At 73.2% G+C, this 14,152-nt stretch carries 13 protein-coding genes and 1 tRNA gene; 5 read left to right on the top strand and 9 right to left on the bottom strand.

Annotation, left to right across the window (positions count from 1 at the left end; translation table 11 throughout):
- Positions 1–3: 3 nt before the first annotated feature.
- The 9 genes from CLV28_RS11650 to CLV28_RS11610 all read right to left on the bottom strand — a co-directional run bounded on the left by CLV28_RS11650 (position 4) and on the right by CLV28_RS11610 (position 9,137).
- Positions 4–1,134, bottom strand: coding sequence for a glycosyltransferase (locus tag CLV28_RS11650; protein WP_100423515.1), 1,131 nt, complete (start codon positions 1,132–1,134; stop codon positions 4–6).
- Positions 1,131–2,225 (bottom strand): glycosyltransferase family 4 protein, encoded by a 1,095-nt coding sequence (locus CLV28_RS11645; protein WP_100423514.1) that lies wholly within the window; start codon positions 2,223–2,225, stop codon positions 1,131–1,133. Before CLV28_RS11645 ends, CLV28_RS11650 begins: the two co-directional genes overlap by 4 nt.
- Entirely contained in the window at positions 2,222–3,370 is a 1,149-nt protein-coding gene (locus tag CLV28_RS11640; protein ID WP_100423513.1) for a DUF1972 domain-containing protein, read from the bottom strand. The genes CLV28_RS11645 and CLV28_RS11640 overlap by 4 nt, the downstream gene beginning before the upstream one ends.
- A gap of 156 nt (positions 3,371–3,526) precedes the next feature.
- Complete coding sequence (gene pth / locus CLV28_RS11635) at positions 3,527–4,123, bottom strand: aminoacyl-tRNA hydrolase (protein WP_100423512.1); 597 nt, start codon at positions 4,121–4,123, stop codon at positions 3,527–3,529.
- A gap of 97 nt (positions 4,124–4,220) precedes the next feature.
- Positions 4,221–4,823, bottom strand: a complete 603-nt coding sequence (locus tag CLV28_RS11630) for a 50S ribosomal protein L25/general stress protein Ctc (protein ID WP_100423511.1) — start codon at positions 4,821–4,823, stop codon at positions 4,221–4,223.
- Positions 4,824–5,088: 265 nt separating this feature from the next.
- Positions 5,089–6,252: a glycosyltransferase gene (locus CLV28_RS11625; protein ID WP_100423510.1), complete on the bottom strand. Its 1,164-nt coding sequence runs from the start codon at positions 6,250–6,252 to the stop codon at positions 5,089–5,091.
- A 150-nt stretch (positions 6,253–6,402) separates the two neighbouring features.
- Positions 6,403–7,386, bottom strand: coding sequence for a ribose-phosphate diphosphokinase (locus CLV28_RS11620; protein WP_100423509.1), 984 nt, complete (start codon positions 7,384–7,386; stop codon positions 6,403–6,405).
- Positions 7,383–8,975 carry a bifunctional UDP-N-acetylglucosamine diphosphorylase/glucosamine-1-phosphate N-acetyltransferase GlmU gene (glmU, locus tag CLV28_RS11615; protein WP_239073232.1) on the bottom strand — a complete coding sequence of 531 codons (1,593 nt, stop codon included), beginning with the start codon at positions 8,973–8,975 and terminating at the stop codon, positions 7,383–7,385. Before glmU ends, CLV28_RS11620 begins: the two co-directional genes overlap by 4 nt.
- Before the next feature lie 90 nt (positions 8,976–9,065).
- Positions 9,066–9,137 (bottom strand) — tRNA-Gln (locus tag CLV28_RS11610).
- 249 nt (positions 9,138–9,386) lie between these two features.
- Between CLV28_RS11610 and CLV28_RS11605 the strand changes: the two genes are divergently transcribed.
- From CLV28_RS11605 to CLV28_RS11585, 5 genes are all read left to right on the top strand, one after another.
- A complete protein-coding gene (locus tag CLV28_RS11605) occupies positions 9,387–9,992 on the top strand; it encodes a TetR/AcrR family transcriptional regulator (protein ID WP_100423507.1) in 606 nt (201 codons plus the stop codon).
- Positions 9,993–10,094: 102 nt separating this feature from the next.
- Positions 10,095–11,120 (top strand): ABC transporter ATP-binding protein, encoded by a 1,026-nt coding sequence (locus CLV28_RS11600; protein WP_100423506.1) that lies wholly within the window; start codon positions 10,095–10,097, stop codon positions 11,118–11,120.
- Entirely contained in the window at positions 11,117–12,355 is a 1,239-nt protein-coding gene (locus CLV28_RS11595) for an ABC transporter permease (protein ID WP_100423505.1), read from the top strand. The genes CLV28_RS11600 and CLV28_RS11595 overlap by 4 nt, the downstream gene beginning before the upstream one ends.
- Before the next feature lie 50 nt (positions 12,356–12,405).
- The gene (locus CLV28_RS11590) at positions 12,406–12,912 is read left to right on the top strand and encodes a MarR family winged helix-turn-helix transcriptional regulator (protein ID WP_100423504.1); all 507 of its coding nucleotides are present in this window, start codon (positions 12,406–12,408) and stop codon (positions 12,910–12,912) included.
- Between the two features lie 73 nt (positions 12,913–12,985).
- A complete protein-coding gene (locus CLV28_RS11585) occupies positions 12,986–14,149 on the top strand; it encodes an MFS transporter (RefSeq protein ID WP_100423503.1) in 1,164 nt (387 codons plus the stop codon).
- The last annotated feature ends 3 nt before the right edge of the window (positions 14,150–14,152 follow it).

Below are 14,152 nucleotides of genomic sequence, written 5' to 3'. Positions count from 1 at the left end.
GACTCAGTCCTCCGGGACGTCCACCACGACCTCGTGGAGCGCGGTCGCGTCGTCGGGCCACGGGCGGTCCCCCAGGAGGAACTGCGTGACGAGGACGTACCGGCGCACGTAGTCCGCCTGGGTCAGACCCTGCGCCACGACACCTCCGTCCCCCCGCACGGCGCGGTCCGCGTCGCGCTCCGCCGCCAGCGCGTCGCGGATCGCGTCCGCGAGCGCCGCACCGTCGCCGGGCACCACGATCCGTGCCTCCGGGCCCGCGTAGGGTTCGATCCCGCCCGTGCGAGACACGACGAGCGACAGCCCGGCGGCACGCGCCTCGACGCACGCCGTGCTCCCCGAGGCGTGCCGGTTCTCACGCAGCGGCACGACGGCGACCGTCGCGGCCGCGTAGATACGTTCGATCTCGTCGCGCGAGCGTGCGCCCTGCACGGTGACGTTGGCGGGCCAGGCGATCTGCCGCGCCCGGGACGCCGTGGTGACGACCCGGAACCGGTGGGCGGGCAGCCGCCCGGCGGCCTCCGCGAGCGTCTGCCAGTCGCGGTGCGTGTCGTTCCCGACCGCGACCACCTCGGCCCCCTGCTCCGCGTGCGCTGCGCGCGGGGGCGTGGTCCCGAACGGCACGCTCACGACGAGGCGTCCCGGGACAGCCTGCTCCGAGTCCGCCCGGTTGAGCGTGCTGTGCACCACCTCGACGTCCTGGCGGCGCAGGAGACGTGCGAGCACCGCACGTCGCACCGCGCCGAACGTCGGCCAGCGGTCCCAGAGCCAGACGGACTGCGCGAGCACGCGGGGCCGGCGATCCCGGCGACGGAGGACGAGGAGTGCGGCGACCGCGAGGTGCTCGCGCTCGGTGTGGGTCCACACGACGTCCGACTCCCGCACGAGCCGTCGGTTGCGCCAGACGTGGAGCAGGTCGAAACCGAGCAGGAGGGCGATCCGGCTGCGGATCCGCCGGACCACCGGGCCCTCGGGGTGCGAGGCCGCCCAGCGCAGGTCGAACCACGAGGCCGCTGTGTCGTAGCCGTAGGGCGTCGCGTCGGCCACCTCGCCGGCGTCGTGGCGCACCCGCCACCGCTCGGGGTCCTGCTCGTGAGCCAGCACGACGACGACGCGTGCCGGGTGGTCCCGCATCATATGTCGACGCTCTCGAGCGCGGCGCGCAGCCGCGCGACGCAGCCGGCCCACGTGTACCGGTCGAGCACCTGGGTGACGCTCGATGCGTCCGCCGGCCGACCCCACTGCGTGTCGAGTGCCTGCGCGACGACTCGAGGGGATGCGTCGAGCGGCACGAACCGTGCGGCGTCGCCGGCCACCTCCCGGAAGACCTCGATGTCGCTCAGCACCAGCGGAGAGCCGAACGTCAGAGCCTCCACGACCGGGAGACCGAACCCCTCGTCCCTCGAGAGGAACGCCGTGACGGAGGCGTTCCGGTAGAGCCACGCGAGCTCGTCGTCGGTGACCCGCCCGAGGAATCGCACCACGCCCGAGTCCGTGAGCTCGCGGACGTCGACGGGCAGGTCCGCCGTCTGCCCGCTGTGCTCGGCGCTGCCGACGACCAGCAGCGGGGACGCCGCGGTGACACATCGGCTCTCGCGCGCTGCCGCGACGACGGCTCCCAGGTTCTTGCGGACGTTGAGCCGTCCGACGCAGAGCGCGAAGTCGGCGATGCCGTCGAGTCCGTCGGGTCGGGCCGGTTCGGCACTCGTCAGCGTCCTCGCGACGCCGAGCCCCACCGGGACGACGGGGCGTCGTGCGCGGGTCGCCCGACGGATGCGCCGGGCCTCCGTGTCCGTCGACGTCGCGATGACGCCTGCCCGTCGGGCCGTCGGGACCATGAGCGAGAAGTAGGCGCGCTCGGGACGGCTGAACCAGTCGGGGTGGTCGACGAACATCACGTCGTGGACGAACGTCAGCGTCCTCCGTCGCGTCCACGGCGTGTAGTTGTGGCTCAGCACCCAGTCCGCATCGGTCCGTCGCGCCAACGCGCCCAGCTCGACGAGGTTCGACAGCGCGTGCGGGTAGAGCCGGGTCCGGACCGTCCTCACGCCGGCGGGGACGTCCACGGCACGCTCCGGCTCGCGTCCGCGGAGCGCGACGACGACGTCGTCGTGCGGGAAGGCACTCGCCCATGCCTGGACGATCTCGCGCTGGACGAGCCGGTTCGCGATGGGCCCCCGGCCGAACCAGTAGCCGTCGAACAGGACGCGCCGCGGCCCACCGGTCACGACGGGGCTCCCGCCGGGGCGTCAGATCGCCCCGCCGCCCGGCGCGCACGCTGCGGGCCCGGCACGTCGCGCAGCAGGAGGTCGCGCGCGAGCCGTTCGTACCCGTCGGCGACGTCGTCCCAGTCGTAGTCACGCGCGCGGCGTGAGAGCTCCGCCCCGTCGCTCCGGGCGGACGCCGGGTCGCTCTCGACCTTCTCGACCGCACGGGCGACGTCGTCGGGCGTGCGGAAGTATCTCCCCGCCGAGCGCAGCACCTCCCGGTTGAAGACGACGTCGTACGCGACGGTCGGCGTCCCCGCACCGATAGCTCGCAGCAGCGAGGGGTTGGTGCCGCCGACAGAGTGCCCGTGCAGGTACGACGCCGCGCCCGCATAGAGACCGTCCAGCAGCTCCTGGTCCCAGACCCCGCCGAGGAGGTGGACCCGCGGGTCGTCGCCGAGGGTCTGGACCTTGGCCGTGTAGGCGTCCGAGTAGGGGGCCGAGCCCACCACCACGAGCGGGAGCCGTGCGCTGCTGCGGACGTATCCCTCGACCACGACGTCCACGTGGTTCTCGGGCTCGAACCGTGCGACGACGAGGTGATAGCCACCCGCGCGCAGGCCGAGCTCGTCGAGCCGGTCGAGCCCGCTGCGCGCAACCGCGGGCGCGCCGTAGGCGATGGTCCGCGTCTGCGCGCCGAACTCGTCCTCGTAGTACCGGGCGATCCCGTCGGCGTCGGCGATGAGCGCGTCCGACCACCGGACCGCACGGCCCTCGGCCCACCGGTAGTAGCGCTGGCCGTGCACGCTCCACTTCGCGCGCTTCCACTCGAGCCCGTCGACGTGGGTCGCGACGGGGATCCGCGCGGCGCGCAGGACGGGGAGCCAGGGGCTGTTCGCGGCGTTGAACACGAAGGCGACGTCGGTGCGGTGGCTCGCGAGGTGGCCGACGGAGAGCCCGGTGTGCAGGAGCGTCTCGAGCGAGCGTCGCCGAACCACGGGCAGCGTCACGAGCCGCATCCCCTGGTACTCCGGCATTGCCTCGGAGTTGCCTCGTCGGCAGTACACGCGGACGGCGTGCCCCCGCGCGGCGAGCCTGGTGCCGATCTCCTCGACCGCCGTCTCGAAGCCACCGTAGCGAGCCGGCACCCCCCGGGTACCGACCATGGCGATGCTCAGCGGGCGGTCGCGATCGTGTGCCACGTGTCTCCCGGAGCGTTCGAGGGCGGATCACCGCCACGCTAGCCGCGCGGTCCACCCGCACGAGCGCTCCCGGGGACAATTCACCCTGGCCCGCCGGAATTCACCCGGCCGGGCGGCACCTCAGGCTCGGCCGTGGAACTTCCCCTGCGCCGCCAGCAGCCCGTCGACGATCACGACCTCGACCGCGTCCGCGGCGTCGTCGAGCAGGAACGGGAGCTCCTTCTTCTCGGCGCCCGAGAAGTCCTTGAGCACGAAGTCCGCGGTGTCCATGCGCCCGGGCGGGCGGCCGACGCCGGCGCGCACGCGCACGTACTCGCGCGTGCCGAGCGCCTTGGTGATGTCGCGCAGCCCGTTGTGGCCGCCCTCCCCGCCGGAGGCCTTGAGCTTGATGTCGCCGAACGGGATGTCGACCTCGTCGTGCACGACGACGACGCGCTCGGCCGGGACGTCGAAGTACTGGGCGAGCCCCGCGACGGGGCCGCCCGAGGAGTTCATGTACGTGGACGGCTTGGCGAGGACGACGCGCGGGCCGGGTGCCCCGCCGGGCAGCGTGCCGAGGCGCCCCTCGGCGACGGCGGCGCGCGAGCGGTGCGTCTTGAACGTCGCCCCGGTGCGGCGCGCGAGCTCGTCGAGCACCATCTGGCCGACGTTGTGCCGGTTGCCCGCGTACTGCGGACCGGGGTTGCCGAGGCCGACGACGAGCCAGCGGTCGCTCATGTGCGCTCCTTGCTGCGGGGACGCCGTCCGACGTCCCGGGACGACAGGACGCCCGTGCCGTACGGCACGGGCGTCCTGGTGGTCATGCGGGTGGGGCTCAGGCCTCGGCGGGAGCCTCGGCGTCGCCCTCGGCGGCGGCCTCGTCCTCGGCGGAGACCTCGCCGCGCGGGACGGAGATCGTCACGACGGTGTAGGTCGGGTCGGTCACGAGGACCGCGCCCTCGGGGAGCTCGACGTCGCCGGCGGTGACGTGCGCGCCCTCCTGGAGGCCCTCGACCGAGACCTCGACGGACTCGGGCAGGTTGGTGGCGTCGGCCTCGATCGAGAGCGTCTGCGTCTCGACGACGTGGATGGTGCCGGGAGCGGACTCGCCGGTCACGTGCACGTTGACGTCGACGGCGACCTTCTCGCCCTTCTTCACGACGAGGAGGTCGACGTGCTCGATGATGTTGCGGACCGGGTCGCGCTGGACGTCCTTGGCGATCGCGAGCTGGCCCTTGGCGCCGTCGATCTCGATCGAGAAGAGGGCGTTCGAGTGCTTGAAGGCCATCATCGTCTCGTGGCCCGGGAGGGTCACGTGGACGGGGTCGGTGCCGTGGCCGTAGAGGACCGCGGGGATCTTGTCGGCGCGACGGATGCGGCGGGCAGCGCCCTTGCCGAACTCGGTGCGGGACTCGGCGGCAAGCTTGATCTCGGACATCTGAACTCCTGCGGTGAACGGTGCGGGCCGATCGCCAGTGGGGGACGGTCGGCTGCTCGTGCGACCTGAGAGGGTGGTCAGCACGGGCGTGGCGGTTGCGTCGGCGCGGGGCGCATGACGGACGCGCGAACGGAGCGCGCAGCAGGATGCTGACGACCGCCCAGTCGATCACGGATATCCGACCACCTGACCACGCCGGACCCGGGACGGATCTATCGATCCGCCGCGTGTCGGCCGTCAGACGTCCCTCGCCGAGGCAACCTGACTACTGTACCCGGGGTTCACCCTGCGGCGAAACCTCGTGGTCGAGACGTGCAGCACCCTCCGCGAGCAGCGGGCTCACGGGGCGCGTGCGGCCCGCGCGGTAGACCACGCGGGAGTGGAACACGAAGCGGAGCACGAACGCGACGGCGATCGTGACGGCCTGCGCGACGATCGGCGGCACGGGCGTCGCCTCGACGATCCAGATGAGGAACGGCAGGCGGATCGCGGCCTCGGTCGCGTTGAACCCGAACGACTCGGCGAACCGGTGCCACACGGACCGCCCCGCCCGCAGGTCGTGGAACACGAACCGCTCCTGCAGCAGGAAGTTGATCGTGATGGTCGCGACGGCCGAGACGATCGCGGCGAGCACGTAGCTCTCGCCGAGGTGCATGAGCCCGGCCATGATCGCGAGGTTGAGCACCGCGCCGAACGCGCCGATGATCGCGAACCGCGACATGCGCCCGAAGCGCAGCGACGCGAGCTGGTGCAGGTAGTTGAGGCCCTGCGCGAGGTTCGCCTTGGACTCGCCGGCGAACCGCTCGCCGAACACGAACGGCTCCTCGACGACCTTGAGCTTGTTGCGCGTGAGCAGCTCGAGCAGGATCTTGAAGCCGCGCGGCTTGAGCGCGTCCATGTCGATCGACGCGCGACGCACCGCGAAGAAGCCGGTCATCGGGTCGGTGCAGTCGCGCAGCCGCACGGGGAACATCGAGCGGGCCAGCACGATCGACGACTTCGACACCGCGTGCCGCACCCAGCCGCTGAGCCCGTCGGCGTTGCCGCCGCCCACGTAGCGCGAGGCGACGACGACGTCCGCGTGGCTCTCGTCGCCCGTCTCGAGGAGCACGGGGATCATCTCGGGCGGGTGCTGGAGGTCGCCGTCCATGACGAGGCACCACTCGGCGTCCGACGCCTGGAAGCCGGCGACGACCGCGCCGCTGAGGCCGCCCTCGCCGTTCTCCCGGTGGATCATGCGGACGCCGATCGTGGACTCCGCCGCGACGCGCTCGATGGTCTGGGGCGTCGTGTCGGTCGAGTCGTCGACGAAGAGGATCTCGACCTCGCCGGACTCGACCATCGCGCCGCAGACCTTCTCGACGCGCTGCACGAGCGCCTCGACGTTCGGCTCCTCGTTGAACGTCGGGACGATCACCGTGACCCGCATGCGTGACCCTCCTCGGTCCGTGGACATCGTGGAACTCTCGCAGCACCGGCCGGAGGTGGTCAATGAGGGAGATCCCCTACGCAGCCAACCTATCCCCGACCCTGCGCCGGGACCACGGCGCAGGGTCGGGAGTACGGTCGGTGCGCTCGATCAGGCGTTGCCGTCGAACAGCGACGTGACCGACCCGTCGTCGAACACCTCGCGGATCGCGCGCGCGACGAGCGGCGCGATCGACAGCACCGTGAGCTGCGGGAACTGCTTGTCCGCGGCGATCGGCAGGGTGTCGGTGATGACGACCTCGGACGCGCCGCACTCCGAGAGCCGCTGCGCGGCCGGGTCGGAGAGCACGCCGTGCGTGGCGGCGACCATGACGGACTTCGCGCCCGCCGCGAGGCACACCTTGACGGCCTCGGAGATCGTGCCGCCGGTGTCGATGAGGTCGTCGACGAGCACGCAGTCGCGCCCCTCGACGTCGCCCACGACGCGGTTGGCGACGGCCTGGTTGGGGCGCGTGATGTCGCGGGTCTTGTGCACGAACGCGAGCGGGCCGCCGCCGAGCTTCGCGGCCCACTGCTCGGCGACGCGGATGCGCCCGGCGTCGGGCGACACGACGGTCACGTTGCTGACGTCGACGCGCGTGCGCACGTAGTCCGTGAGGATCGGCATGGCCCACAGGTGGTCGACGGGACCGTCGAAGAAGCCCTGCGTCTGGGCCGCGTGCAGGTCGACGCTCATGAGGCGGTCGGCGCCCGCGGTCGAGAACAGGTCCGTGATCAGGCGCGCGGAGATCGGCTCGCGCCCGCGGTGCTTCTTGTCCTGGCGCCCGTAGCCCCAGAACGGCTGGACGACCGTGATGGTCTTGGCCGAGGCGCGCTTGGCGGCGTCGACCATGAGCAGCTGCTCCATGATCCACTGGTTGATGGGCGACGTGTGGCTCTGCAGCACGAACACGTCGGCACCGCGCACGCTCTCGCCGAAGCGCACGTAGATCTCGCCGTTGGCGAAGTCGTACGCGCTCGTGGGCAGGAGGTCGATCCCGAGCTCGGCCGCGACGTCCCGCGCGAGCTCGGGGTGGGCGCGACCCGAGACGAGGACGAGCGACCGCTCGCTGGTGCCGGGGAGGAAGCTGCTCATGCGTTCGGTCCTTCGGTGTGTCCGCTGATGCCGGGCAGGGTTCGATCCACGCCGGGGCTGGGGGGCGGCGGCGTGGGCTTGTCCGCGGAGGCCGCGGCGGTGTGGTCGGCGAGCTGGGCCTGGGCCTGCGCGCCGAACGTGGGGGCGTTCTCGGGATTCGTGTGGGCCGCGGCCTCGGCCGCGGGGGTCCCGGGCCGACGGCGCGAGACCCAGCCGTCGATGTTGCGCTGCGCGCCCGCGCTCACGCCGAGCGCGCCCGCGGGCACGTCGCGGCGGATCACGGACCCGGCCGCGGTGTACGCGCCGTCGCCCACGCTCACGGGGGCGACGAACATGTTGTCGGCGCCGGTGCGCGCGTGCGAGCCGATCACGGTGCGGTGCTTGCGCACGCCGTCGTAGTTGACCGTGACCGACGCGGCGCCGATGTTGGTCTCCTCGCCGATGGTCGCGTCACCCACGTACGACAGGTGCGGGATCTTCGAGCCCGCACCGATCTCGGCGTTCTTGGTCTCGACGAACGTGCCGATCTTGCCGCGCGCACCCAGGTGCGTGCCGGGCCGCAGGTAGGCGAACGGGCCGACGCTCGCGCCCTCGCCGATCACCGCGAGGCTGCCCTGCGTGCGCACGACGCTCGCGTTAGCGCCGACCTCGACGTCCGTGAGCGTGGTGTCCGGCCCGACGGTCGCGCCCTCGGCGACGGTCGTGGTGCCGAGCAGCTGCGTGCCGGGCAGGAGCGTCACGTCGCGTGCGAGCTCGACGTCGACGTCGACCCAGGTGGTCGCCGGGTCGACGACGGTCACGCCCGCGGCCATCGCGGCCGCGAGCACGCGGCGGTTGAGCTCGGCGCGCAGCACCGCGAGCTGGGCGCGGTCGTTGACGCCCTCGACCGTCATGGGGTCGTGGGCCACGACGGCGCGCACCGCCCCGCCAGCCTCACGCGCGAGCGCCGCGACGTCGGTCAGGTAGACCTCGCCCTTGGAGTTGTCGCTGCCGACGCGCGCGAGCCCGTCGCGCAGCACCGCGGCGTCGAACACGTAGACGCCCGAGTTGATCTCGCGCACCGCGCGCTCGACCTCGGTCGCCTCGGAGTGCTCGACGATGCGCTCGACGTCGCCCGTGTGCTCCTCGCGCAGGATCCGCCCGTACCCGGTCGCGTCGGCGACGACGGTGGTGAGGATCGTGACGGCGTTGCCGTCGGCGTGGTGGGTCGCCACGAGCTCGGTCAGCGTCGCGGCGTCGAGCAGCGGCACGTCGCTCGCGAGCACGACGACGGACCCGACCAGGCCCTCGCCCGCGCCGCGTCCCTCGTGACCGTCGGGGACGCCGTCCGCGACCGCGGCCGCGAAGGCCCGCGCGTCGAGAGCCTCGAGCGCGCACTGCACGGCCCGGCCCGTGCCGTAGACCTCGTCCTGGTCGACGACGAGCGCCGACGGCGCGACCTCGGCGACGTGCGCGGCCACGCGGTCGCGCTGGTGGCGCACGACCACCGCGACCCGCTCGGGCTCGAGCTCGGCGGCGGCGACGAGCGCGTGGCCGAGCATCGTCCGCCCGCCCAGCGCGTGCAGCATCTTGGGGGTCGCGGACTTCATGCGCGTGCCCTCCCCCGCGGCGAGGACGACGACGGCGGCTGGCGTCGGTCGAGGTGCGTCGGTCACATGTGCTCCCATCGATGAAGTGCGCTCCGCCCCCAGGGTTCGAACCTGGACCAAGGGCACCAAAAACCCTTGTGCTGCCGATTACACCAAGGCGGACCGGACGGTGGGCGTCCGACCCAAGTCTGCCAGGTCGCCCGGCGTGCACGGGCACCGGGCGGGCGGGGCGTCCGGAACGCACAGGGCCTCCACAAGGCACGGGCCGCCGCACGAGGTCGCACCGCGGACGGCGCCCGGCCACGCGTCGTCCGGCACGAACCACCCGCTGGTCCCGCCGGGCTGCACGGACGCGGGGCACGGCATGATGGACCCGTGCCCTCCGACCCGAAGCAGCGCCCCCGTTCCCGCATGACCGCGAGCCAGCGCCGCGAGCAGCTCGTCGCGGTGAGCCGCGGGCTGTTCGCCGAGAAGGGCTTCGAGGGCACGAGCGTCGAGGAGATCGCGGCCCGGGCGGGCGTGTCGAAGCCCGTGGTGTACGAGCACTTCGGCGGCAAGGAGGGCATCTACGCGGTCGTCGTCGACCGCGAGGTCCAGGCGCTCACCGGCGCGCTCACGGGCGCGCTCTCGGCCGGCGGGCACCCCAAGGTGCTGCTGGAGCGCACGGCGCTCGCTCTGCTCACCTACATCGAGGCGTCCGAGGACGGGTTCCGCATCCTGGTGCGCGACTCCCCCGTCGCGCAGGCCACGGGCACGTTCTCGAGCCTGATCGGTGACGTCGCGACCCAGGTCGAGCACCTGCTCGCGGACCAGTTCGAGCGGCGCGGGCTCAACGCGAACAGCTCGCCGCTGTACGCGCAGATGCTCGTGGGCATGGTCGCCCTGACGGGGCAGTACTGGCTCGACGCGAAGCGCCCCAAGAAGGCGGACGTCGCCGCGCACCTGGTCAACCTCGCGTGGAACGGCCTGTCGGGCCTCGAGCTCAAGCCGGCGCTGACCAAGCACGCACGGGACTGACGACGGCGCGGGACTGACGACGGTCGCGGCGGGTCGCTCGCACGATCCGGTACGACTGTGCTTGTATTGTCCGGTTCCTCCACCCCGGCGCGAAGGTCCACCATGAGCCTGCTCGAGATCGACTCCCTCGCCAAGTCCTACGGGTCCGTGACCGCGCTGCGGTCGACGTCCTTCTCCGTCCGGTCGGGCGAGATCTTCGGATTCGTCGGCTCGAACGGGGCCGGCAAGACCACGACCATGCGCATCATGCTCGGGGTGCTCTCGCCCGACGGCGGCGAGGTGCGCTGGGACGGACGCCCGATCGACCACGCCGTGCGGCGGCGCATCGGGTACATGCCCGAGGAACGCGGTCTGTACCCCAAGATGAAGGTCGGCGAGCAGCTCGTGCACCTCGCGCGCCTGCACGGCCTGCCCAAGGCCGACGCCGTCGCCGCGATGGAGCGCTGGACCGAGACCCTCGGCGTCGCCGAGCGCCGCGGCGACGAGGTGCAGAAGCTCTCGCTCGGCAACCAGCAGCGCGTGCAGCTCGCGGCCGCGCTCGTGCACGACCCCGACATCCTGGTGCTCGACGAGCCCTTCTCGGGCCTCGACCCCGTCGCGGTCGACGTCATGAGCGGCGTGCTGCGCGAGCAGGCGTCGCGCGGCGTGCCCGTCGTCTTCTCGTCCCACCAGCTCGAGCTCGTCGAGGTGCTGTGCGACCGGGTCGGCATCATCAAGGACGGCGCGATGGTCGCCGCCGGCGGGATCGACGAGCTGCGCGACGTCGGCCGCCCGCGCTGGGTCGTGGACGGCCCCGCGGCCGGCACGCCCGCCGGCGCGTGGATGGCGGACGTCGCGGGCGCCGTCCCCGTCGAGGGCGCGGGCACCCGCACGGTGTTCGAGCTCACGGCCGAGGGCGCGGAGCAGGGAGTGCTGCGCGCGGCCCTCGCGCTCGGGCCCGTGCACGAGCTCGCCCGCGTGCGGCCGACCCTCACCGAGCTGTACCGCGACGCGGTCGCCGGGCGGGACGAGGCGACGGACGCGACCGGTACGGCGGGCACGACGGGCACGACCGGAACGACGGGCACGACCGGAACGACTGGTACGACGGGCACGACCGGAACGACGACGAGCGAGGCGACCGCATGAGCACCCCGCAGCAGAGCACCCGCGCCACCCGCGCGCCGCGATCGACGGGCGCGTGGTCCGCGATCCGCCTCGTCGCGGGCCGCGAGATCCGTTCCCGCGTGATGTCCAAGGCCTGGATCATCACGACCGCGGTGCTGGTCCTCGCCGTCGTCGGCGGCGGGATCGTCCTGAACCTCGTCACGTCGTCCGGGCCCGACGCGCAGGACGTCGGCTTCACCTCCGAGGTCACCGAGCTGCAGCAGCCGCTCGTCGCCACGGCCGAGGCGCTGGGCACCGATGTCGTCCCGACCGCGGTGGCCGACCGCGCCACGGGCGAGCAGGCGGTGCGCGACGGCGACCTCGCCGCCCTCGTCACGGGCACGCCCACCGACCTCGAGGTCGTGGTCGACGCCGACCTCGACTCCACCCTCAGCACGGCGCTGACGAGCGTGAGCCAGCAGGCCGCGCTCTCGGCGCAGGTCACCGCGCTCGGCGGCGACCCGGACGAGGTCGCGACCGCGCTCGCGACGTCCGCCCCCGAGGTCACCGCTCTCTCCCCCGGCGACACGACCGACGTCGCGCAGATCGCGGCGGGCCTCCTCGTCGGCATCCTGATTTTCATGTCGATCATGCTCTCGGGCCAGCTCATCGCGGCCGGCGTGGTCGAGGAGAAGCAGAGCCGCGTCGTCGAGATCCTGCTCGCGTCGATCCGCCCCTGGGAGCTCCTGGTCGGCAAGGTGCTCGGCATCGGGACCGTCGGGTTCATCCAGATCGCCCTGGTCGCCGGGGCGGGTGCGGGCACGGCGGCCGCGCTCGGCCTCGTCGACGCGAGCGAGCTGTCGCTCGGCGCGGCGGCCGGGTGGCTCGTCGTCTGGTACGTCATCGGCTACCTGACGTACGCGTTCGCGCTCGCGGGCGCCGCGTCCCTCGTCTCGCGCCAGGAGGACGTCGGCTCGGTCATCGCGCCGTTCACGACCCTCATGATCGTGCCCTACGTCATCGCGATCAGCATCGCCCCCTACGACACCGACAACACGCTCGTGCGGTGGATCTCGTACGTGCCGTTCTGCTCGCCGCTCGTGATGCCGGTGCGCGTCGCGGTCGGCGGGGTCGAGCCGTGGGAGATCGCGCTCTCGCTGGGTCTGTCGATCCTGGTCATCCCGGTCGTGGTGTGGCTCGCGGCGCGCATCTACCGCGGCGCGGTCCTGCGCACCGGTGCCCGGCTCAAGGTCAAGGACGTGCTCGCGGGCGCATGAGCCGCGCGTCAAGATTCTTGATGTCGAGAGGTGTCGACTAGTCTCACCCCATGGACCCCAGCACGCGCGGCGCCGACGAGGTCGACCGCATCGTCGACGCGTGGCAGCGTGAACGACCCGACCTCGACGTCGAGCCGCTCACCGTCTTCTCGCGCGTGAGCAGGCTCGCGCGCCACCTCGACCTCGCACGACGCAGCGCGTTCGCGCGCGGCAGCCTCGAGACCTGGGAGTTCGACGTCCTCTCGGCCCTGCGCCGCGCGGGCGAGCCCTACCGCCTCTCGCCCGGTGCGCTCATCACGCAGACGCTCGTCACGAGCGGCACGATGACCAACCGGATCGACCGGCTCGAGTCCCGTGGCCTCGTCGAGCGGCACCGCTCCCCCGACGACCGCCGCGGCGTGCTCGTCGAGCTCACGCCCGAGGGACGCACCGCCGTCGACGCCGCCATGAGCGACCTGCTCGACGTCGAGCGGCGCATCCTCGGCGCCCTCGCCCCCGAGGACCGTCCGCACCTCGCGGACCTCCTGCGGACCGTCGTCGGGCAGTTCGACGACTGAGGACCGGCGCGCGGTCGTCGCCGGCGGGGTCAACGGGCTCCTCCTCGCCGCCGTCCTCCTCGTCGCGCTCAACCTGCGCAGCCCGATCACTGCGGTCGCCCCCGTGGTGGACGACGTCGCGGCCGACCTCGCGCTGTCGCCCGCCGCCGTGGGGCTCCTGACCGGGCTGCCCGTGCTGTGCTTCGCGCTCGCGTCCCCCGCGGCGTCCGCGCTCGTCGCCCGCCTCGGCGTCGAGCGCGTCGTCTCCCTCGCGCTGCTGACCGTCGCGCTGGGCACCGTGCTGCGCTCGACCGGCGGCGCCACCACCGCGTTCGCGGGCACCGCGCTCATCGGGCTCGCGATCACCGCGGGCAACATCGCCGTGCCCGTGGTCGTGCGGCGCGACTTCCGGGCCCGCGCCGACGTGGTGACCGGCATGTACACCGCCGCGATGAACTTCGGCTCGGTGCTCGCGACGGCGCTCACCCTCCCGGTCGCCGAGGCCGTCGGGTGGCGCTGGGCGCTCGCCCTGTGGGTCGTGCTCGTCCCGCTCGCCTGGGTCCCCTGGCGGGCCGCGACACGCGGTCGGACCGCCCCCGTCGAGCTGGCCCCCGTGGGCGCGGACGCGGACGCCGCGGGCCGCCGCGGCGTGCTCGCCCGCCCGATCACGTGGTTCCTGACCGTCATGTTCGCCGGGCAGTCCTTCGCGTACTACGGCACGACGGCCTGGCTGCCGAAGATCCTGCACGACTCGGTGCACCTCGACGCGGGCGCCGCCGGCGTCGGCGCCGCGCTGTTCCAGGGGTTCGCGATCGCGGGCGCCCTCGGGGTCCCCGCGGTGCTCGCGCGCGGCTGGTCGATGCGCGCGGCCTTCGCGGTGATCGCGGCGGGCTGGCTCGCGCTGCCGCTCGGCCTGCTGCTCGCGCCGCAGTGGTGGGCCGTGTGGATCGCCGCGGCCGGCGTCGCGCAGGGCGGCAACTTCACGGTCGTGTTCACGACCGTCGTGCGCCGCGCGGGCACCGTGGCCGACGCGCGCCGCACGTCCGCGACAGTGCAGACCGTGGGCTACGGGGTCGCCGCGCTCGGCCCGTCGGTGATCGGCGCGGTGCACGCGAGCACGGACGACTGGACCGTGCCGCTGGTCGTGCTGCTCGGCGCGGTCGTCGCGCTCACGGTCGCCGGGCTCGTCGCGACCGGGACCCCACGCACCCAGCCTCCACGGACCGAGCCTCCACGCACCGGGCCCGAGCCCGCCTGAGCG

This window comes from Sediminihabitans luteus (assembly GCF_002797595.1).
Lineage (GTDB): Bacteria > Actinomycetota > Actinomycetes > Actinomycetales > Cellulomonadaceae > Paraoerskovia > Paraoerskovia lutea.
Note: the sequence above shows the minus strand (reverse complement) of the source record. Positions and strands in the feature narration are given on the sequence as shown.